The organism is Streptomyces sp. CT34 (genome assembly GCF_000805335.1).
Classification (GTDB): Bacteria; Actinomycetota; Actinomycetes; order Streptomycetales; family Streptomycetaceae; genus Streptomyces.
Window position 1 is genome coordinate 2,667,841 of record NZ_KN708638.1, and the last position, 19,469, is coordinate 2,687,309.

Here is a 19,469-nt window from a genome sequence, read left to right on the forward strand (position 1 = left end):
GAGTACGACGGGGCACCGACAGGCCCGGCGGGATTTCCCGGCCCGGGCGGCCGGACGGCGCGGGCGGCGGGCCGGCCGCCGGTCAGGCCGGGCGGCGGAAGCCGATGGTGGGGACCGCGCGGGCCAGCGGCGCCGGCCGGTACGCGGCCGGCAGCACGGCGTCGAGGAACCCGTACTGGCGGCGCAGGTCGGCCGCGGCCGGTGTCCCGCAGGCGCGCACCCCCCGCCACCAGGCCGCGATCTCCGCCCAGCCGGGCGCGGAGAGCGAGCCGCCGAATTCCTGCACGGACAGCGCGGCGCTCAGCCCCGCGAAGGCCAGCCGGTCGGCCAGCGGCCAGTCGGCGAGGGTGCCGGTGACGAACCCGGCCACGAAGACGTCCCCGGCGCCGGTCGGGTCCAGCGCCTCGACCGCGATGCCGGGCACCTCGGCGCTCTCGCCGCTCCGCCCGTCCACCGCGTAGGCGCCCTCCGGGCCGAGCGTGACCACGGCGAGCGGGACCAGGTCGGCGAGCTTGCGGGCGGCGGCCCGCGGGCAGCTGGTGCGGGTGTAGCGCATCGCCTCCTCGGCATTGGGGAGGAACGCCTCGCAGTGCTCCAGGTCGGCGAGGTCGGCCGGATCCCAGCGACCGCTGTCGTCCCAGCCGACGTCGGCGAAGATCCGGCTGCCGCGGCCCGCCGCGCAGCCCAGCCAGCCCTCCCGGCGGCCGGGGACGAGCGAGGCGATGCAGGCGCGGGACGGCGGCGGGCAGCCCGGGGCGTGCCTGCCGTCGAAGGCGTGCTCCGGCGGCGGCGCCTCGTGGCCGTGCGAGACCATCGTGCGCTCGCCCTCGTAGGCCATGGAGACGGTGACCGGGGAGTGCCAGCCGGGGACCTTGCGGGAGAGCGCGAGGTCGATGCCCTCGCCCTGTTCGAGCGCCTCCCAGCAGTACTCGCCGTACATGTCGTCGCCGAACGCCGCGGCCAGGGAGGTGCGCAGGCCGAGCCGGGCCAGCGCGGTGGCCATGTTGGCGACGCCGCCGGGGCTGGAGCCCATGCCGCGGGCCCAGGACTCGGTGCCGCGCACCGGGGCGGAGTCCAGGCCGGTGAAGACGATGTCGAGGAAGACCGTGCCGGTGAGGTAGACGTCGGTGCGCGGATCGCCCTGCGCGCGCACCGCGGCCAGCGGATCGAGGCCCGGCGGCACGGCGGCCGGCCCCGCAGGCGGTTGGACATCGCGTCGGCCAGTGCTCACCGCGCTCGCCCCTCTCGTACGCAACTCGTGCCGCCAGTGTGCCCGATGCTGCGGTACGTTCCGCCCCATGAAGCTCTCCATTCTCGGCGGGGGCGGCTTCCGGGTGCCGCTGGTCTACCGCGCGCTGCTGGACGACCCGGCACGCTCCGTCTCCGAGCTGACGCTGCACGACACCGATCCGCGGCGGGTCGAGGTGATCTCCGAGGTGCTGGCGCGGCTGGCCGAGGGCCGCCGCGAAGCGGTACCCGTACGAGTGGCGGACTCCCTGGACGCCGCGCTGACCGGAGCCGACTTCGTCTTCTCCGCGATACGGGTCGGCGGGACGGCCGGCCGGATCCACGACGAGCGGATCCCGCTGTCGGAGGGCGTGCTCGGCCAGGAGACGGTCGGCGCGGGCGGGGTGCTCTACGGGCTGCGGACGATCCCGGTCGCGCTGCACATCGCCGAGCGGGTCGCGGCGCTCGCCCCGGACGCCTGGGTCATCAACTTCACCAACCCCGCGGGCATGATCACCGAGGCGATGTCCCACGTACTGGGCGACCGCGTCATCGGGATCTGCGACTCGCCCGTGGGGCTGGTGCGGCGCGCGGCCCGCGCGGCCGGCGCGGACCCGTCGGCGCTGGCGGACCCGGCGCGGTCCGGCTTCGACTACGTGGGGCTCAACCACCTCGGCTGGCTGCGGTCGTTGACCCTCGACGGCACCGATCTGCTGCCCGGTCTGCTGGCCGACGACAGGGCTCTGGGCTCCTTCGAGGAGGGCCGGCTCTTCGGCGCCGACTGGCTGCGCACCCTGGGGTCGCTGCCCAACGAGTACCTGCACTACTACTACTTCCGCCGCGAGACCCTGCACTCCGTACGGGACGCCGGCCAGACCCGCGGCGAGTTCCTCGACCGGCAGCAGGGCGGCTTCTTCGAGCGGGCCGCGGCGGCCGGCTCCCCGGACGCGGTGTACGAGCTGTGGGAGCGGACCCGGCTGGAGCGCGAGGAGACGTACCTGGCGCACAGCCGGGAGGCGAGCGGCGGCTGGCGGCGCGACAGCCACGACCTGGAGGGCGGCGGCTACGACCGGGTGGCGCTGGCCCTGATGCACGCCCTCGCCCACGACACCGGCCGGCGGCTGATCCTCAACGTCCGCAACGGCACGACGGTGCCGCAGCTGGCACCGGACGCGATCGTGGAGACGGTGTGCGAGGTGGACGCCCGGGGGGCCCGCCCGGTGCCCTGCGCGCCGCTGCGCGAGGACCAGTTGGGGCTGATGCTCCAGGTCAAGGCGGTGGAGCGGGCGACGGTGGAGGCCGCGGTGTTCAAGGACCGGTCCGCGGCGCTGCGGGCGCTGGCGCTGCACCCGCTGGTGGACTCGCCGGCGGTGGCCGCCCGCATCCTGGCACGGGCGGCCGAGGAGGCGTGACGCCGGCACACACCACCCTTTCGTGCCGCGCCCCCGGGAATACTCCGCCGCCTCCGCCGCGTTGTGGCCCCGCAGGGGGCGCTCTCACCCCCTACGGGATGTGTTCGCCCACCCCCTAAGGATCGGCCACGGCCGGCGCGCAGCCGCTAGCGGCTCAGCCATTCCGGCAGGTGCGGGGCCTCCTCCCCGATGGTGGTCGAGTCGCCGTGCCCGGTCCGTACGACGGTGTCCGGCGGCAGGGTCAGCAGCCGGTCCCGGATCGAGGCGATGATGGTCGGGAAGTCGGAGAACGACCGGCCGGTGGCGCCGGGGCCGCCCCGGAAGAGGGTGTCCCCGGTGAAGACGGTGCCCAGGTCGGGGGCGTACAGGCAGACCGCGCCGGGGGCGTGGCCGGGGGTGTGCAGCACCGTCAGGTCGACCCCGGCGATGGTCAGCACCTGACCGTCCGTCAGGTCCACGTCCGGCGGGGTGTCCGGATGCGTCTGCTTCCACAGCGGCAGGTCGTCGGGGTGCAGATGGATCCGGGCGCCGGTGCGGCTCGCCAGCGCCGGGGCCGCGTCGATGTGGTCGTTGTGGGCGTGGGTGCAGATGATCGCCCGCAGCGTCCGCCCGTCGAGGGCTTCGAGGATGGCGTCGGCGTCATGGGCGGCGTCGATGACCACCGCCTCCGCGCCGTCGCCCACGATCCACACGTTGTTCTCGACGTCCCAGGTGCCGCCGTCCAGGGAGAACGTCCCCGATGTCACGAGGTGATCGATGCGGGCGGTCATCACAGCACCACCACCGAACGCAGCACATCGCCGGCGTGCATCCGCGCGAACGCCGGCTCCACGTCGTCGATCCCGATCGTCTCGGTGACGAACGCCCCGAGGTCGATCCGGCCCTGCTGGTGCAGGTCGATCAGCATCGGGAAGTCCCGGGACGGCAGGCAGTCGCCGTACCAGGAGGACTTGAGGGCGCCGCCGCGGCCGAAGACGTCCAGGAGGGGGAGCTCCAGCGTCATCTCGGGGGTGGGCACGCCCACCAGGACGACGGTCCCGGCCAGGTCGCGGGCGTAGAACGCCTGCCGGTAGGTCTCCGGCCGGCCGACCGCCTCGACGACGACGTCGGCCCCGAAGCCACCGGTCAGTTCGCGGATCGCCTCCACGGGGTCGGTGGTGCGGGAGTTGACGGTGTGGGTGGCGCCCATCGTCTTCGCGGTGTCCAGCTTGCGGTCGTCGATGTCCACCGCGATGATCCGCGACGCCCCGGCCAGCCGCGCCCCGACGACCGCCGCGTCGCCGACCCCGCCGCAGCCGATGACCGCGACCGAGTCGCCGCGCCCGACGCCGCCGGTGTTGATCGCGGCGCCGATACCGGCCATCACCCCGCATCCCAGGAGCCCCGCGACGGCCGGCGAGACCGCCGGGTCCACCTTGGTGCACTGGCCCGACGCGACCAGCGTCTTGTCCGCGAACGCGCCGATGCCGAGCGCCGGTGTCAGCTCCGTCCCGTCCTTGAGCGTCATCTTCTGCCGGGCGTTGTGGGTGTCGAAGCAGTACTGCGGCCGGCCGCGCAGACACGCCCGGCAGGCGCCGCACACCGCGCGCCAGTTGAGGACGACGAAGTCGCCGGGCGCGACGTCGGTGACGCCGTCGCCCACCGACTCCACCACGCCGGCCGCCTCGTGCCCGAGCAGGAACGGGAACTCGTCGGTGATCCCGCCCTGCTTGTAGTGCAGATCGGTGTGGCACACCCCGCACGCCTGGATCTTCACCACGGCCTCACCGGGCCCCGGATCCGGTACCAGGATCGTCTCCAGCCGCACCGCTTCGTTCTTCCCCGGCGCAACGACGCCGCGCACTTCCTGTGCCATCGGTACCGCCCCTCTTCGAAGGTGAAGATCACGTACGGGACCACTGTGGCGTACCGCCACCGCGTCGTGCCACACCGCGCGCGGGCGGGGCGGGCACGCCCCCCGGTCACCAGCGCGGCACCGCGGGGACGGTCCAGCCGGGGTCGGCGCGGCGCATCGCGGCGGCGTCGTCGCGGGAGCGGTGGGTACCGTCGTCGGCCAGCCAGCGGCGGTGCAGGGCGGCCAGCCGGTCGCGGTCGAGGGTGACGCCGAGGCCGGGGGCGTCGCCGACGTCCAGGTGGCCGTCGCGGAAGGCGAGGCGCTCGGTGAGGACGTCCTCGGCCTGCCAGGGGTAGTGGGTGTCGCAGGCGTGGTCCAGGTCGGGCACGGTGGCCGCCACCTGGGTCATGGCGGCCAGGCTGATGCCCAGGTGGGTGTTGGAGTGCATGGCCAGGCCGACGCCGAACGTGCGGCACAGGGCGGCGAGTTCGCGGGTACTGCGCAGCCCGCCCCAGTAGTGGTGGTCGCCGAGGACGACCTGCACGGCGCCGCGGGCGAAGGCTTCGGGGATCTCCTCGAAGGCGGTGACGCACATGTTGGTGGCCAGCGGCACCGGCGTACCGGCCGCCACCCGGGCCATCCGGTCGGTGCCGCTCGCCGGGTCCTCCAGGTATTCCAGGACGTCCCGCAGCGCATCGGCGACCCGCAGCGAGGTCTCCACCGTCCAGGCGCCGTTGGGGTCGAGGCGCAGCGGCTGCCCGGGGAACGCGGCGGCCAGCGCCCGGATCGCCGCGATCTCCCGGTCCGGCGGGAAGACGCCGCCCTTGAGCTTGAAGGACGTGAAGCCGTGGCGGTCGGCGAACCGGCGGGCCTGGGCGACGATCCCGGCCGGGTCGAGGGCCGCGCCCCAGTCGTCGGGCTCGCCGCGGTCGCCGGGGTGGGCGGCCCAGCGGTAGAAGAGGTAGGCGCCGTATTCCACGCGGTCGCGCACCCGGCCGCCGAGCAGCGCGTGCACCGGCAGGCCGGTGGCGCGGCCCCAGGCGTCCAGGCAGGCGACCTCGAAGCCGGCCAGCACCGAGCGCCGCAGCTTGGCGGCGGTCCGGGTGCCGCGCAGTCCTGCGGCGTGGGTGGTGGTGACGTCGACGCCGTGGGCGGTGTCCGCACCGGTCGTGTCCGGGGAGTCCCCGCACACCCGGTCGGCGAGTGCGGGCAGCCCGTTCAGGTCGGTGACCCGCCGACCGGCCAGGGCGTCGGCCAACAGGCGGGCCGGGCCGAGGTATTCGGTGTCGCCGTAGGTCTCGCCGAGCCCGGTGGCGCCGCCCGCGGTGATCACCTCGATGATCAGCCGCGGGGTGTACGGCTGGTGGACGCCGTGGGTGTTGAGCAGCGGCGGGTCGGCGACCAGGACCGGGGTGAGCCGGACCTCGGCGACGGTCAGGTCCTGGGGTGCGGCGGCCATCGGCGCTCGTCTCCATATGCAGATGACGTCCATGGACGGAAATGGAGCGTAGGGAGCGCGCTCCGCGGGCGTCAATATCCTGGCGGTGCGGGGCAGTTGGGCCGCGCCCGTCCGCCACCCTTTATCAACGCTTTAATCTTCGCGCGTAGATATACCGATTGCGCTCTGTTAGACCTACCCGGGACCACCCCCACCTCCTGAAGGAGCCGCGCATGCCCCGCGCCCCCCTCTCCCGCCGCACCCGCCCTGCACTCTCCCGCCGCACCCGCCTCGCCGGCGCGGTGGTCGCCGCCCTCGCCGCCGGCACCGCGCTGTTCGGCGCCGGCCAGGCGACCGCCGAGCACTCCGTGCCGCGCACCGACAAGGAGATCCCCAACCTCACGCAGGTACAGGACAAGATCAAGGCGTACTACGGCGACACGGTGACGGCCGACGGCGAGCACTACGCCTCCCCCACCGGCAACTACGCCCGCCAGGTGCGCGGTATCGAGGCCAAGGCGCGCACCTACCTGGCCGAGGCGCTCCACCGGAAGCCCGCGGGGAAGGCCAGGCCCGCCATCATCCTGGACATCGACGACACGACGCTGCTGACCTACAACTACGAGCTGAAGGTCGGCTTCCACTTCACCCCGAAGTCCCAGGACGACTACCTGGCGCACACCGACATGGCCCCGGTCTTCGGCATGAACCGGCTCGTCAACTGGGCGCACGAGAAGGGCGCCGAGGTCTTCTTCATCACCGGCCGCAAGGAGGCGCAGCGCGGCTGGAGCGTGCGCAACCTCAAGAACGTCGGCTACGACGTGCCGCTGGACCGCACGCACGTCTTCCTGCGGGACCAGGAGCACCCGCCGGCCTACCTGCCGTGCGGCGCCACCTGCTCGACCGTCGGCTTCAAGTCCGGCACCCGCAAGCACATCGCGTCGCTCGGCTACCGGATCGTGGCCAATTTCGGCGACCAGTACAGCGACCTGCTGGGCGGCTCCGCGGACCGCGCCTTCAAGCTGCCGAATCCGATGTACTACCTGCCGTAGGCCCCCGGCCTCCGGCAGGGCGTCCGGCTCCCGCTGGGCGTGCGGCTCCCGCCGGGCGCTCAGCGCCTCTTGGGGAGCGGCACGCGCAGCAGGTCCCGGGCGATGGTGAGTTCACCGGCGAAGCCCGCCGCGCGTGCCTGGCGCGCGAACTCGTCCGGGTCGGCGTAGCGCTGCGAGAAGTGCGTCAGCACGAGATGCCGCACCTTCGCCTCCGCCGCCACGCGCGCGGCCTGTCCGGCTGTCAGATGACCGTGGTCCTCGGCGAGTTGGACGTCCTCGTCGAGGAACGTCGACTCGATGACCAGCATGTCCACCCCCTCCGCGAGGGCGTGCACGCCCTCGCACAGCCGGGTGTCCATGACGAACGCGAACCGCTGGCCGGGCCGGAACTCGCTGACCTCGTCGAGGGTCACGCCGTTCAGCTCGCCGGCCCGCTGGAGGCGGCCGATGTCCGGTCCGGCGATGCCGCGGGCGGCCAGCCGGTCCGGGAGCATCCGCCGGGTGTCCGGCTCGATCAGGCGGTAGCCGTACGACTCGACCGGGTGCGAGAGCCGGCGCGCCTCCAGGAGGTACGACTTCGAGCGGTCCAGCTCACCGTCCTCGGCGACCGGCCGCTGGGCGATGCGGACCGTCTCCCGGTAGGCGGTGGCGTAGCGCAGCCGGTCGAAGAACCGCTCGCCGCTCGCCGGGTAGTGGGCGGTGACCGGATGCGGTACCCGGTCCAGGTTGATCCGCTGGATCACCCCGGCCAGGCCCAGCGAGTGGTCGCCGTGGAAGTGCGTGATGCAGATCCGGTTGATGTCGTGGGCGGCGACCCCGGCCCGCAGCATCTGGCGCTGGGTGCCCTCACCGGGGTCGAAGAGCAGCCCCTGGCCGTCCCACCGCAGCAGATAGCCGTTGTGGTTGCGGTGCCGGGTGGGGACCTGGCTCGCGGTCCCGAGGACGACCAGTTCGCGTACGGACACGGCTCGCTATCCGGGGGGCCACTGGAGGCCGCGGCCACCGAGGACGTGCAGATGCGCGTGGAAGACGGTCTGGCCCGCGCCGGAGCCGGTGTTGAAGACGACCCGGTAGCCGCCGTCCTCGACCTCGTCCCCGGCCGCGACCTCGCGGGACTCGGACAGTATGTCGGCGATCACCTGCGGCTCGGCGGCGGCGAGGGACGCGGCGTCCGGATAGTGGACCTTGGGGATCACCAGGACGTGCGTCGGCGCCTGGGGGTTGATGTCGCGGAACGCGACGGTGGTGCCGGTCTCCCGGACGATGGTCGCCGGCACCTCCCCGGCCACGATCTTGCAGAACAGGCAGTCGGCCTGCGGTTCTCCCGCCACCGGTGGCTCCTTCCGGGTCGCGCGGCGTGCGGCGTACACACCGTGCGTACGCCCCTGGGATGCTAGCGGATCACTAAGCTGACCCTTCAGACCGCATTGGCCCCACAACCGGGAGTTATGCACCATGGCAACCACCCGCACCGCCCGCACCCACTGGGAGGGCAACCTCCTGGAGGGCAAGGGCACCGTCGCCCTGGCCTCCTCCAACGTCGGCACCTACGACGTGAACTGGCCGGCGCGCGCCGAGCAGCCGAACGGCGTCACCAGCCCCGAGGAGCTGATCGCCGCGGCCCACTCCTCCTGCTACTCCATGGCCTTCTCGCACGGCCTGGCCGGCAAGGGCCACACCGTCGAGAGCCTCGACACCCAGGCCGACGTCACCTTCCAGCCGGGCGAGGGCATCACGGCGATCGCACTGACCGTCAAGGCCCGGGTCCCCGGCCTGTCCGAGGCGGACTTCCAGGCCGCGGCCGAGGACGCCAAGAGGAACTGCCCGGTGAGCCAGGCGCTGGCGGGCGTCAAGAACATCACGCTGGCGGCCGAACTGCTCGCCTGACCGGACGCCGTACCGAAACAGGCGGGGTGCCCAACGCAGGCTCCCGGCCTGACCATTGGCCGTCAGAGGACCACAACGGCCAACCCCACCCCACCTGTTTTTCCCACCCCCAACGGGAGGGGACGGGCCGGAGGGGCCTGGTGTGTGGACGTAAAGCGAAGCAGTCCACACACCGGGCCCCGCAGGGCCGTCACCGCACCCGACAGCCCCGCGCAGCGGACAACGCCCGCCGCAGGCGCAACGGCGGCGAACCCCCACGGCGGGGGAAGCCGACAACGTGGGAAGCCGGCCAAGCGCAGCGGACCGGCTAGTTCCACCGCCCCGTCCGCCCCAGCAGCAATGCCGTCGCCGCCGTACCGGCCGTAGACGTGCGCAGCACGGTCGCGCCCAGGCGGTAGGGCTTGGCGCCCGCCTCGGCGAAGGCGGCCAGCTCCTCCGGGGAGACGCCGCCCTCCGGGCCGACCACCAGCACGATCGAGCCCCGGTCGGGGAGTTCGGCGGTGGCGAGCGGGGCGCCGCCCTCCTCGTGGAGGACGGCGGCGAAGTCGGCGCCGGCGAGCAGCGCGGCGACCTGCTGGGTCGTCAGCGGGTCGGCGACCCGCGGGAAGGTCAGCCGGCGCGACTGCTTGCCCGCCTCGCGTGCCGTGGCACGCCATTTCGCCAGCGACTTGGCGGCCCGCTCGCCCTTCCACTGGGTGACGCAACGCGCCGCCGGCCAGGGGACGATGGCGTCCACGCCGGTCTCGGTCATGGTCTCCACGGCCAGCTCCCCGCGGTCGCCCTTGGGCAGCGCCTGCACGACGGTGATCGTGGGCACCGGAGGGGCCTCGGTGCGCAGCTCCGCGACGGCGACGGTGAGCCGGTCCTTGCCCTCGACGGCGGCGACCGTGCCCCGGGCACCGGCCCCCGCGCCGTCGGTCAGCACGACCTCCTCACCGACCCGCAGCCGCCGTACCGACACCGCGTGCCGGCCCTCGGGGCCGTCCAGGGTCAGCGTGCCGCCGGCCCGTACGCCCGCCAGTGAGTCGACGAGGAAGACCGGCGCGGTCATGCGGCACCGCCGGTGGCGGCCGGGCCCCCGCCGCTGCGGCCCCGGCTCAACGCGGCGCGGGCCGCGTCCAGTTCGGCCACCAGGACGTCCACCAGCCGCCCGGCGGGCATCTCCCGCGCCAGCCGGTGCCCCTGCCCCGCCCACAGGTTCATGCCCTGCGGGTCGCCGGCCTTGGCGGCGGCCTTGCGGACGGTGGAGGTGAGGTAGTGCACGGCGGGGTAGGCGGCCGGCGCGTACCGGCCGTGCTCGCGAAGGAAACGGTTCACCAGCCCGCGGGCCGGCCGTCCGGAGAACGCCCGGGTCAACTCCGTATGCGTGAAAAGGGGGTTGGTCAGCGCCTGCTTGTGCAGCGGGTTGGCGCCGGACTCGGGCGTGATCAGGAAGGCGGTGCCCAGCTGCGCCATCGACGCGCCGGCGGCCAGCACCGCGGCGATCTGCGCCCCGCGCATCAGCCCGCCCGCGGCGATCACCGGGATCTGCACGGCCTCCCGGACCTGGGCGAGCAGCGCCAGCAGCCCCAGCCCCGCACCGGTGCCGTCCGCGTGCGGATCGTCCCGGTGGGTGCCCTGGTGGCCGCCCGCCTCCACGCCCTGCACGCAGACCGCGTCGGCGCCGGACCACTGCGCGGCCTGCGCCTCGGCGGCCGTGGTGACCGTGACGACGGTGTACGTGCCGACCGCGGCGAAGGCGTGGAGGACCGCCCGCGAGGGGCAGCCGAAGGTGAACGAGACCAGCGGCACCGGGTCGTCGCGCAGGATCGCGAGCTTGGCCTCGTATCCGTCGTCGCAGGGGCCGTCGATGTCGCCGAGCTCGGTCTCGTACCAGGCGGCCTCGCCCGCGAGCTGCTCGCGATAGACCTCGACGGCGGAGGTGTCGGCCAGCGTGGGCTGCGGCATGAAGAGGTTGACGCCGAAGGGCCGGTCGGTCAGCGCCCGGAGCTGTTTGATCTCCTGGTACATGCCGTCGGCGGTCTTGTATCCGGCGGCGAGGAAGCCGAACCCGCCGGCCTGGCAGACGGCCGCGGCCAGCTCGGGCCCGGAGGGGCCGCCCGCCATCGGGGCCTGCACGATGGGGTAACGGCAGAGATCGGTGAGCGCGGTGGGCATGACCACATCGTGTCACGCCCACCGCCCTGCCCCGAACCGGGGCGCCGCCTCGGTACGCCGGACGGCCGGCCGCCCGCCGCCGCGATCGCCCGAGGGACGCCCCCGGAGATCCGGCCGCGGTGTGCCGTGCGCCTACCGCCCGTTGAACGCGTCCTTCAAACGGGAGAAGAGGCCCTGCTGACCGGGCTGGAACTGCCCGGTGGGACGCTCCTCGCCGCGCAGCTTGGCCAGGCGGCGGAGCAGTTCCTCCTGCTCCGGGTCGAGCTTGGTCGGGGTCTGGACCTCGACATGGACGATCAGATCGCCCCGGCCGCCGCCGCGCAGATGCGTCACGCCCCGCTGGTGCAGCGGGATCGACTGGCCGGACTGGGTGCCGGGCCGCACGTCGACCTCCTCCATCCCGTCCAGCGTCTCCAGCGGGCACTTGGTGCCCAGCGCCGCCGCCGTCATCGGGATGGTGACCGTGCAGTGCAGATCGTCGCCGCGCCGCTGGAAGACCGGGTGGGACAGCTCGTGGATCTCCACGTAGAGGTCGCCGGCGGGGCCGCCGCCGGGGCCGACCTCGCCCTCACCGGCCAGCTGGATACGGGTGCCGTTGTCGACGCCGGCCGGGATCTTGACCGTGAGCGTACGGCGCGAGCGGATCCGGCCGTCGCCCGCGCACTCCGGGCACGGAGTCGGCACGACCGTGCCGAAGCCCTGGCACTGCGGGCACGGCCGGGAGGTCATGACCTGGCCGAGGAAGGACCGGGTGACCTGGGAGACCTCACCGCGACCGCGGCACATGTCACAGGTCTGCGCCGACGTCCCGGGCGCCGCGCCCTCGCCGCTGCAGGTCGTGCAGACCACGGCGGTGTCGACCTGGATGTCCTTGGTCGTGCCGAACGCCGACTCGCTGAGCTCCACATCGAGGCGGATCATCGCGTCCTGGCCGCGGCGGGTCCGCGAGCGCGGTCCGCGCTGCGACGCCGTGCCGAAGAACGCGTCCATGATGTCGGAGAAGTTGCCGAAGCCCGCGCCGAAGCCGCCCGCGCCGCCACCGGCGGCGCCGGCCTGCGACAGGGGGTCGCCGCCGAGGTCGTAGACCTGCTTCTTCTGCGGGTCGGAGAGGACCTCGTAAGCGGCGTTGATCTCCTTGAACCGCTCCTGGGTCTTGGGGTCCGGGTTGACGTCCGGGTGCAGCTCGCGCGCCAGCCGCCGGAATGCCTTCTTGATCTCGTCCTGCGAGGCATCGCGCCGTACGCCCAGGACCGCGTAGTAATCCGTGGCCACTTACGACTCCGCCAGGATCTGTCCGACGTAACGTGCCACTGCGCGTACCGCTCCCATCGTTCCGGGGTAGTCCATGCGGGTCGGTCCGACCACGCCCATTTTTGCGACGGCCTCGTCACCCGAACCGTAACCGACGGCGACGACCGAGGTGGACGCCAGGCCCTCATGAGCATTCTCATGCCCGATACGTACGGTCATGCCCGAGTCCTTGGCCTCCCCGAGCAGCTTGAGCAGCACCACGTGCTCCTCAAGGGCCTCCAGCACCGGCCGGATGGTCAGTGGGAAATCATGCCCGAAGCGCGTGAGATTGGCGGTACCGCCGATCATCAGCCGCTCCTCGGTCTCCTCCACCAGAGTCTCCAGCAACACCGACAGTACTGTCGAGACCGTCCCGCGGTCGTCCTGCTCGAAGGAGTCCGGAAGATCCTGCACCAGCTGCGGCACGTCCGTGAACCGCCGCCCGACGACCCGGCTGTTGAGCCGGGCCCGCAGATCCGCCAGGGACGTCTCGCCGAACGGCGCCTGGCAGTCGATCAGCCGCTGCTCGACCCGTCCGGTGTCCGTGATCAGCACCAGCATCAGCCGCGCCGGGGCCAGCGCCAGCAGCTCGACGTGCCGCACCGTGGACCGCGTCAGGGAGGGGTACTGCACGACCGCGACCTGCCGGGTCAGCTGCGCCAGCAGCCGGACCGTCCGGCCGACCACGTCGTCGAGGTCGACGGCGCCGTCCAGGAAATTCTGGATGGCCCGCCGCTCCGGGCTGGACAGCGGCTTGACGCCGGCCAGCCTGTCGACGAAGAGGCGGTATCCCTTGTCGGTCGGGATCCGCCCGGCGCTGGTGTGCGGCTGGGCGATGAAACCCTCGTCCTCAAGGGCGGCCATGTCGTTGCGCACGGTGGCCGGGGAGACCCCGAGCTTGTGCCGCTCGGTGAGCGCCTTGGAGCCGACCGGCTCCTCCGTGCCGACGTAGTCCTGGACGATGGCGCGCAGCACCTCGAGCCTGCGTTCACTGAGCATCCCGCGCACCTCCAGTCCGGCCGTCCCGCCGTTGTCGTGTCTCCTGGCACTCACATGAGCCGAGTGCCAGACCCAGTAAGTGTACGGCCGGGTAGGACGGATGCGGCAAGGGCGGGCGTGGTGGGGACTTACCCGGGACCGCGGACTCCGACCCCGAAAAGCGCCCCTCGACGCCCCTCGGCGCCCCCGGCCGCTCCCCCGGCGAGCACCTGGCCGGCACCCGGTCCGGGCCGCCGGACCGGCCGACCGTCGCGCAACGCTATCGCGATGGCGCTAGCGTCTCGGTATGCGCACTGCATGGGAAGAGGCAGGCTGGGAACAGCTCGGTGACGGTGTCGCCCGGCACCGGATGCCCGGCTGGGACGAAACGGTCGGGGTGATCGCCGGCAGCACCGGGGTCATGATCGTCGACACCGGCGCCACCCTCCGCGACGGCGCCGAACTGCGCCGCACCGTCCGCGGCGTACTGGGCCGGGACGTGACACACATCGCACTGACCCACCCGCACTTCGACCATGTGCTGGGCACCGCCGCCTTCGCGGGCGTCGAGGTGTTCGGCGCGGCCGGCCTGGGCGAGCTGCTGCGGCACAGCAAGGACGAGCTCCGGCATTCCGCGGTCCGGCACGGTGTCGACCGGGACGCCGCCGCGGAGGCCGCCGACCTGCTGGTCACGCCGCACCACCACGTCCACGGCGAGCTGACCGTCGACCTCGGCGACCGGCAGGTGCTGTTGGCCAACGTCGGCCCCGGCCACACCGCGCACGACCTGGCGGTCCTGGTGCCCGGCCGGCACGGCTCGCCGGAGATCGTCTTCTGCGGCGACCTGGTCGAGGAGTCGGGCGAGCCGCAGGCCGGGCGGGACGCGCTCCCTCAGCAGTGGCCCGCCGCCCTGGACCGGCTGCTCGCCCTGGGCGGCGAGGACGCGGTGTACGTGCCCGGCCACGGCGCCGTCGTCGACGCCCGCTTCGTGCGCGCCCAACGGGACGCCCTCGCCGCCCGGTTCGGCCCGCCCCCGTCGTGAGGCGTCGCCCCCGCACCGCCGCCCGCTTCCGCCGCTCTTCGCCTTCTTCCGCCTTCTTCCGCCTTCTTCCTCCTGCTTCCGTCCCACCGGCCCCACCGGTACTGCCGATCCGGCAGGACCGTCCGTCCGCCCGGCCCCACCGGTCCGGCGTCCCGCCCACAGAAGTCCGTCCGCAGAAGTCCTTCCGTAGAAGTCCGCCCACAGAACAGGCCCTCATGCAGAGCAAGCGCTACAGCCCCGACCTCACTCCCCCGTGGAAGAAGCAGCAGCCGGCGCCCGAAGTGCCCGCCGATCCCGATCTGGTCGTCGAGGAGGTCAGCACGGGCTACTGCGGCGCCGTGATCCGCTGCGAGAAGACCGCCGAGGGGCCGACGGTCACGCTGGAGGACCGGTTCGGCAAGCGGCGGGTCTTCCCGATGGCACCGCGCGGCTTCCTCCTGGAGGGCCGGGTCGTCACGCTCGTACGCCCCCGGAGCCGTCCCGCGCCGAGCGGTCCGGCGCGGACCGCCTCCGGGTCGATCGCGGTTCCCGGCGCCCGAGCCCGGGTCGCGCGGGCCGGCCGCATCTACGTGGAGGGACGGCACGACGCCGAACTGGTCGAGCGCGTCTGGGGCGACGACCTGCGCATCGAGGGCGTGGTCGTGGAATACCTGGAGGGCATCGACGACCTCCCGGCGATCGTCCGCGCCTTCTCCCCCGGCCCGGATGCCCGGCTCGGCGTCCTGGTCGACCATCTCGTCCCCGGCTCGAAGGAGTCCCGGATCGCGGCCGAGGTGACCGGTGCGCACGCGCTGGTCGTCGGCCACCCGTACATCGACGTCTGGGAAGCCGTGAAGCCGTCCGCGGTGGGCATTCCGGCGTGGCCGGCCGTGCCGCGCGGCCAGGACTGGAAGACCGGGGTGTGCCGGGCACTGGGCTGGCCGGTGAACACCGGCGCGGCCTGGCAGCGGATCCTGTCCCGCGTGCGGTCGTACAAGGACCTGGAGCCGGCCCTGCTGGGGCGGGTGGAGGAGCTGATCGACTTCGTGACGGCCCCGGAGGGGGCGTAGGGCCTGTCCGATGGGGCAGGGCCGGGGCAGGTGGTGCGCGGGGGCGGTGGCGAGGGCACTCTGGTAGCAGCGATCCCGGAGGTGACCGTCATGTTGAAGACCGCTGTCGGATGGCATGTCGAGCTGGAATTCGAGGAGGACACCCACCGCACCCGGGCCGCCGCGCTGGTCCGGCTGCCGGACGGGACCGAGGTGCGGTCCCATGGTTATGCCAGCCGCCACCCCGCCGACGGGAACCAGCCCCGGGTCGGCGAGGAGGTCGCGGGCGCGCGGGCGCTGAACGATCTGGCGATGCAGTTGCTGACCAAGGCCCACGACGAGATCGACACGGCGTCGGGGCGGCAGTCCCGCCCGCTGACCCACTGATGCGCGATGCCGCGTGGCGTGCGGTGCCCCGCTGACGTGCCGGCGATCCGCTGACGTGCCCGTGCCGCGCCTGAAGTGCCGTGCCGCGCCGACTCGTTGACCCGGTGAGCCGGTGCCCCGTTGACCCGGCGGCCGTCCCCGTCGTGTGCCCGGCCGGCCGGGCGGTGGGCTGCGCCGGGGAGGGCCGCCGGGCCGGAGCGGACACGCCGGTCAGTACGCTCAGGCCGCTCAGGCCGCTAGTCCACCAGGTCTCGCACCACCGCGTCCGCCAGCAGCCGCCCGCGCAGCGTCAGCACCGCGCGTCCCGCCGCGTACGGGACGGGCTCCAGGAGGCCGTCGGCCAGGGCACGGGCGGCGGCGCGGGCGCCCGCGGGGGCGAGGAGGGAGAGCGGGCAGCCCGCGGCGAGGCGGAGCTCCAGGAGGATGCGCTCGACGCGGCGGTCCTCGTCCGGGAGGACCTCGCGGCCGGCGCCCGGGGAGCGGCCCTCGGCGAGGGCCTGGGCGTAGCCGCCGGGGTGCTTGACGTTCCACCAGCGGACGCCGCCGACGTGGCTGTGGGCGCCGGGGCCGGCGCCCCACCAGTCGGCGCCGGTCCAGTACAGCTCGTTGTGACGGCAGCGGGCGGCCGGTGACGTGGCCCAGTTGGAGACCTCGTACCAGGTGAAGCCGGCGGCGGTGAGCCGGTCCTCGGCGATCAGATAGCGGTCGGCGTGCACATCGTCGTCGGTCATCGGGATCTCGCCGCGGCGGATCCGGCGGGCCAGCCGGGTGCCCTCCTCGACGATCAGCGCGTACGCGGAGATGTGGTCGGGGCCGGCGCCGGTGGCCGCGTCGAGGGAGGCCCGCCAGTCGTCGTCGGTCTCGCCCGGCGTGCCGTAGATCAGATCGAGGTTGACGTGCTCGAAGCCCGCCGCGCGGGCCTCGGCGACACAGGCTTCCGGACGGCCCGGGGTGTGGGTGCGGTCGAGGATCTTCAGCACGTGCTGCCGGGCGCTCTGCATGCCGAAGGAGACCCGGTTGTAGCCGGCCGCCCGCAGCTCGGCGAGATAGCGGGGGTCGACGGAGTCCGGGTTGGCCTCGGTGGTGATCTCGGCGCCGGGGGCCAGGCCGAACTCGTCGCGGAGGGCGGCCAGCATCCGGCCGAGGTCGGCGGCCGGCAGCAGGGTCGGGGTGCCGCCGCCGACGAAGACCGTCCGCACGGGGCGGGGGTCGTCGCCCAGCACCTTGCGGGCCAGCCGGATCTCCTCGACGACCGTGTCGGCGTAGGTGTCGCGGGAGGCCGGGGCGCCGCCGGAGCCGCGCAGCTCGCTCGCGGTGTAGGTGTTGAAGTCGCAGTAGCCGCAGCGGGTCGCGCAGTACGGCACGTGCAGGTAGAAGCCGAGGGGCCGGCCGGCGGCGCCGGTCAGCGCATGACGGGGCAGCGCCCCGTCCTCGGGCATCGGCTCACCGTCTGGCAGTGCGGAAGGCATGGGGTCCATTGTCCGTCATGCGGCGCCGGTGCCGGCCCGGCTCCGGCGGCGGCCCTCGTCACATGCCCGGCCCCGGCCCGTCGCACCGGCCCTACGGCACCCCGTCCGCCGCCCCGCGGGCCGCGGCCTGGAGGACCAGCAGCGCCAGGTCGTCGTCGGGCGGCGTCGGACCGAAGGCGTGGACCGTGCGCCGGATGTGCTCGGCGATGGCCTCGGCGCCCTGGCCGGCCGCCGCGGCGAGGGCCTGGGCCAGCCCGTCCTCGTCGTCGAACAGCCGCCGTCCCGAGCGGCGCTCGGTCACCCCGTCGGTGACGCACAGCAGCGTCTCCCCGGGGTGCAGGTCGAACGACTCGCTGACGTACGCGGCGTCCTCGACGACCCCCAGCAGCATCTGCGGCGCCGCCACGACCCGGACCGCGCCGTCCGTGCCCAGCACCAGCGGCAGCGGGTGGCCGGCGCTGGCCAGGGTGCAGCGGGCGCCGCCGGAGCCGCCCCGGTACGGCACGATCTCGCCGTACAGGAGGGACAGGAAGCGGGCCTGCTCGCCCTCCTCGCGGATCTCGACGGGCGCCTCGGCCCCGGCGCCGGCCGCCGCCACCGCCGCCGCGACCGCCGCGACCGAGTCCGCGGCCTCCCGCGCCATGGTCTTGTTGAGCCGGTCGAGCACCTCCGCGACCCCGAAGCCGTCGCGGGCCAGCAGCCGCAGCACCGGCCGGGCCAGACCGGTGACCGCGGCGGCCTCGGGGCCGCTGCCGCAGACGTCGCCGAGGGCGAAGCACCAGCGGCCGTCCCCGGCCTCGAACAGGTCCCAGAAGTCGCCGCCCGCCCAGGCACCCTCGCGCGGCTCGTAGACCACCGCGGAGCGCACCCCGGGCACCTGCGCCCGGCCGCGGGGCAGCAGCCGCCGCTGGAGGACCTGGCTGATCCGCTCCTGGCGGCTGTAGGCGCGGGCGGTGGCCACCGCGCGGGCGGCCCGGCGGCACAGGTCCTCGATCAGCGCGACCACCTCGTCGGGGAAGCGCAGCAGCCCGGCCCGGCCGAGCAGCACGGTGCCCAGCCGGCGGCCCCCGGCGACCAGCGGGCAGGCCAGGGCGGCGCCGCCGGGCTCGTAGCCGCCCGGTTCGTGCGGCCAGGGCCAGGGCGCCGCGGTGGGCCGGCCGCCGAGGGCCTCCCCGGTGGCGTAGCCCGGCGGCTGCTTCTCCAGGGCGGTGCGCAGCGCGTCGATCCGGCCCTCGCACAGGTGCCAGACCCGGGCCAGCCGCGGCGCCTCACCGCTCGCCGTCAGGCCGCGTCCGGGGGCGCCGCCGTCGCCGTCGTGGAGCCAGACCGCGCACCAGTCGGCGAGCCGCGGCACGATCAACTGGGCGGCCAGGGAGGCGACTTGATCGGCGTCGAGCTGTCCGGAGAGCAGGTCGGACGCCTCGGCGAGGAAGGACAGCGCCCCGCTGTCGACCCCGCCCCGGCCCCGGGCCCGGCCGGCGGCGGCCTCCGGGCCGTCCGGGCTTTCGGGCGGGGCGGTGCGGCGGGGCACCGGGGCGAGGAGTTCGGCGGCCCGCAGCCCGCGCCGCAGCAGCTCCTCGTCGACCGCGCGGTACCCGCCGTACGGCTCGCCGTAGTCGCCGCACTCGCCGTACGCCCGGAACGCCTCGTCCACCGCCTCCGGTTCCGGCCGTACGCCCTCCGGGGCGCCCACCGGCAGCCGGAACCACACGGTCTTCATCGCCCGGCGGTAGGTCACGCCCCACGCCTCGGCCACCGCGCTGATCAGCTGGAGGCCGTGGCCGCCGCCCTCGTGGGCGCCGGTGTCCTCGCGGGCGCGGACCGGCTGAGTGGGGTGCCGGTCGGAGACCTCGACGACCAGGCCGGCGCGGGGCGGCTCCTCGGGGTCCACTCCGGGCGGGGCGTCCGGGAGCGGCCCCGGCTCGGTGTCCGCCTCGAACCGGCAGCGCAGTTCGACGGTGGTCCCGGCGTGCACCACCGCGTTCGTCACCAGCTCGCTGACCAGCAGCACCGCCTCGTCCGCCAGCCGGTCGGTGAGCCCCTCGGCGCCGGGCAGCCGCTGGGCGGCCCACTCGGCGAACGCGCCCCGGACGAACTGCCGCGCGGCGGCTGCGGCCCGCGGGTCGCCGGGCAGACTGGCCCGCAGGGACCGCGTGGCGGCTCCCGCAACGTCGTTCCGTTCAGACGAAGTTGTCGTCCTCATTGAGCAACTCCCGAGCAGCTCCCCTGCAGCGCCGGATGCGCCAACGCCAGGGTGACAGAACGAGC

General features: G+C 74.2%; 18 protein-coding genes. 6 read left to right on the top strand and 12 right to left on the bottom strand.

Features of this window, described 5'->3' with window-relative positions:
- Window positions 1-82: 82 nt before the first annotated feature.
- Window positions 83-1,231, bottom strand: a complete 1,149-nt coding sequence (locus RZ84_RS11800) for a carbohydrate kinase family protein (protein ID WP_043264282.1) — start codon at window positions 1,229-1,231, stop codon at window positions 83-85.
- Window positions 1,232-1,298: 67 nt separating this feature from the next.
- Between RZ84_RS11800 and RZ84_RS11805 the strand changes: the two genes are divergently transcribed.
- Entirely contained in the window at window positions 1,299-2,639 is a 1,341-nt protein-coding gene (locus tag RZ84_RS11805) for a 6-phospho-beta-glucosidase (protein ID WP_043264283.1), read from the top strand.
- Between the two features lie 146 nt (window positions 2,640-2,785).
- On the opposite strand, the gene RZ84_RS11810 is transcribed toward RZ84_RS11805, so the two are convergent.
- From RZ84_RS11810 to RZ84_RS11820, 3 genes are all read right to left on the bottom strand, one after another.
- Window positions 2,786-3,409, bottom strand: coding sequence for an MBL fold metallo-hydrolase (locus tag RZ84_RS11810; protein ID WP_043264284.1), 624 nt, complete (start codon window positions 3,407-3,409; stop codon window positions 2,786-2,788).
- The gene (locus tag RZ84_RS11815; protein WP_043264285.1) at window positions 3,409-4,494 is read right to left on the bottom strand and encodes an S-(hydroxymethyl)mycothiol dehydrogenase; all 1,086 of its coding nucleotides are present in this window, start codon (window positions 4,492-4,494) and stop codon (window positions 3,409-3,411) included. Before RZ84_RS11815 ends, RZ84_RS11810 begins: the two co-directional genes overlap by 1 nt.
- A 106-nt stretch (window positions 4,495-4,600) precedes the next feature.
- Entirely contained in the window at window positions 4,601-5,932 is a 1,332-nt protein-coding gene (locus RZ84_RS11820) for an enolase C-terminal domain-like protein (protein WP_043264286.1), read from the bottom strand.
- A 212-nt stretch (window positions 5,933-6,144) separates the two neighbouring features.
- On the opposite strand from RZ84_RS11820, the gene RZ84_RS11825 reads away from it, so the two are divergent.
- Window positions 6,145-6,963 carry an HAD family acid phosphatase gene (locus tag RZ84_RS11825; RefSeq protein ID WP_043264287.1) on the top strand — a complete coding sequence of 273 codons (819 nt, stop codon included), beginning with the start codon at window positions 6,145-6,147 and terminating at the stop codon, window positions 6,961-6,963.
- Between the two features lie 59 nt (window positions 6,964-7,022).
- Here the strand turns inward: RZ84_RS11825 and RZ84_RS11830 are convergent, their stop codons facing one another.
- Window positions 7,023-7,928 carry a ribonuclease Z gene (locus tag RZ84_RS11830; protein ID WP_043264288.1) on the bottom strand — a complete coding sequence of 302 codons (906 nt, stop codon included), beginning with the start codon at window positions 7,926-7,928 and terminating at the stop codon, window positions 7,023-7,025.
- Between the two features lie 6 nt (window positions 7,929-7,934).
- Window positions 7,935-8,294 carry a histidine triad nucleotide-binding protein gene (locus tag RZ84_RS11835; RefSeq protein ID WP_043264289.1) on the bottom strand — a complete coding sequence of 120 codons (360 nt, stop codon included), beginning with the start codon at window positions 8,292-8,294 and terminating at the stop codon, window positions 7,935-7,937.
- A gap of 124 nt (window positions 8,295-8,418) precedes the next feature.
- Here RZ84_RS11835 and RZ84_RS11840 point away from each other — a divergent pair, with 124 nt between their 5' ends.
- Complete coding sequence (locus RZ84_RS11840) at window positions 8,419-8,850, top strand: OsmC family protein (RefSeq protein ID WP_043264290.1); 432 nt, start codon at window positions 8,419-8,421, stop codon at window positions 8,848-8,850.
- 307 nt (window positions 8,851-9,157) lie between these two features.
- Here the strand turns inward: RZ84_RS11840 and RZ84_RS11845 are convergent, their stop codons facing one another.
- From RZ84_RS11845 to hrcA, 4 genes are all read right to left on the bottom strand, one after another.
- Window positions 9,158-9,901: a 16S rRNA (uracil(1498)-N(3))-methyltransferase gene (locus tag RZ84_RS11845; RefSeq protein WP_043264291.1), complete on the bottom strand. Its 744-nt coding sequence runs from the start codon at window positions 9,899-9,901 to the stop codon at window positions 9,158-9,160.
- Window positions 9,898-11,007 carry a nitronate monooxygenase gene (locus RZ84_RS11850; RefSeq protein WP_043264292.1) on the bottom strand — a complete coding sequence of 370 codons (1,110 nt, stop codon included), beginning with the start codon at window positions 11,005-11,007 and terminating at the stop codon, window positions 9,898-9,900. Before RZ84_RS11850 ends, RZ84_RS11845 begins: the two co-directional genes overlap by 4 nt.
- A gap of 132 nt (window positions 11,008-11,139) precedes the next feature.
- Complete coding sequence (gene dnaJ, locus RZ84_RS11855; protein WP_043264293.1) at window positions 11,140-12,279, bottom strand: molecular chaperone DnaJ; 1,140 nt, start codon at window positions 12,277-12,279, stop codon at window positions 11,140-11,142.
- On the bottom strand, window positions 12,280-13,296 hold the full coding sequence (gene hrcA / locus RZ84_RS11860; RefSeq protein ID WP_043264294.1) for a heat-inducible transcriptional repressor HrcA: 1,017 nt from the start codon (window positions 13,294-13,296) through the stop codon (window positions 12,280-12,282).
- A 286-nt stretch (window positions 13,297-13,582) separates the two neighbouring features.
- Between hrcA and RZ84_RS11865 the strand changes: the two genes are divergently transcribed.
- The 3 genes from RZ84_RS11865 to RZ84_RS11875 all read left to right on the top strand — a co-directional run bounded on the left by RZ84_RS11865 (window position 13,583) and on the right by RZ84_RS11875 (window position 15,732).
- The gene (locus RZ84_RS11865; protein ID WP_043264295.1) at window positions 13,583-14,317 is read left to right on the top strand and encodes an MBL fold metallo-hydrolase; all 735 of its coding nucleotides are present in this window, start codon (window positions 13,583-13,585) and stop codon (window positions 14,315-14,317) included.
- Window positions 14,318-14,532: 215 nt separating this feature from the next.
- Window positions 14,533-15,366 carry a DUF3097 domain-containing protein gene (locus RZ84_RS11870; RefSeq protein WP_043264296.1) on the top strand — a complete coding sequence of 278 codons (834 nt, stop codon included), beginning with the start codon at window positions 14,533-14,535 and terminating at the stop codon, window positions 15,364-15,366.
- Window positions 15,367-15,456: 90 nt separating this feature from the next.
- Window positions 15,457-15,732 carry a DUF1876 domain-containing protein gene (locus tag RZ84_RS11875; protein WP_043264297.1) on the top strand — a complete coding sequence of 92 codons (276 nt, stop codon included), beginning with the start codon at window positions 15,457-15,459 and terminating at the stop codon, window positions 15,730-15,732.
- A gap of 236 nt (window positions 15,733-15,968) precedes the next feature.
- Here RZ84_RS11875 and hemW read toward each other — a convergent pair whose 3' ends face one another.
- Both hemW and RZ84_RS11885 read right to left on the bottom strand, forming a co-directional pair.
- Window positions 15,969-17,201, bottom strand: coding sequence for a radical SAM family heme chaperone HemW (gene hemW / locus RZ84_RS11880; RefSeq protein WP_043269685.1), 1,233 nt, complete (start codon window positions 17,199-17,201; stop codon window positions 15,969-15,971).
- Window positions 17,202-17,292: 91 nt separating this feature from the next.
- Window positions 17,293-19,404, bottom strand: coding sequence for a SpoIIE family protein phosphatase (locus RZ84_RS11885; RefSeq protein WP_052229893.1), 2,112 nt, complete (start codon window positions 19,402-19,404; stop codon window positions 17,293-17,295).
- Between the last annotated feature and the right edge of the window lie 65 nt (window positions 19,405-19,469).

Coding starts and splice junctions, on each gene's coding strand:
- RZ84_RS11815 (WP_043264285.1), bottom strand. CDS start 4,494: ATGGCACAGGAAGTGCGCGGCGTCGTTGCGCCGGGGAAGAACGAAGCG.
- RZ84_RS11865 (WP_043264295.1), top strand. CDS start 13,583: ATGCGCACTGCATGGGAAGAGGCAGGCTGGGAACAGCTCGGTGACGGT.
- RZ84_RS11810 (WP_043264284.1), bottom strand. CDS start 3,409: ATGACCGCCCGCATCGATCACCTCGTGACATCGGGGACGTTCTCCCTG.
- RZ84_RS11875 (WP_043264297.1), top strand. CDS start 15,457: ATGTTGAAGACCGCTGTCGGATGGCATGTCGAGCTGGAATTCGAGGAG.
- hemW (WP_043269685.1), bottom strand. CDS start 17,201: ATGCCTTCCGCACTGCCAGACGGTGAGCCGATGCCCGAGGACGGGGCG.
- RZ84_RS11805 (WP_043264283.1), top strand. CDS start 1,299: ATGAAGCTCTCCATTCTCGGCGGGGGCGGCTTCCGGGTGCCGCTGGTC.
- RZ84_RS11870 (WP_043264296.1), top strand. CDS start 14,533: ATGCAGAGCAAGCGCTACAGCCCCGACCTCACTCCCCCGTGGAAGAAG.
- RZ84_RS11820 (WP_043264286.1), bottom strand. CDS start 5,932: ATGGCCGCCGCACCCCAGGACCTGACCGTCGCCGAGGTCCGGCTCACC.
- RZ84_RS11840 (WP_043264290.1), top strand. CDS start 8,419: ATGGCAACCACCCGCACCGCCCGCACCCACTGGGAGGGCAACCTCCTG.
- hrcA (WP_043264294.1), bottom strand. CDS start 13,296: ATGCTCAGTGAACGCAGGCTCGAGGTGCTGCGCGCCATCGTCCAGGAC.
- RZ84_RS11845 (WP_043264291.1), bottom strand. CDS start 9,901: ATGACCGCGCCGGTCTTCCTCGTCGACTCACTGGCGGGCGTACGGGCC.
- RZ84_RS11885 (WP_052229893.1), bottom strand. CDS start 19,404: ATGAGGACGACAACTTCGTCTGAACGGAACGACGTTGCGGGAGCCGCC.
- RZ84_RS11825 (WP_043264287.1), top strand. CDS start 6,145: ATGCCCCGCGCCCCCCTCTCCCGCCGCACCCGCCCTGCACTCTCCCGC.
- RZ84_RS11850 (WP_043264292.1), bottom strand. CDS start 11,007: ATGCCCACCGCGCTCACCGATCTCTGCCGTTACCCCATCGTGCAGGCC.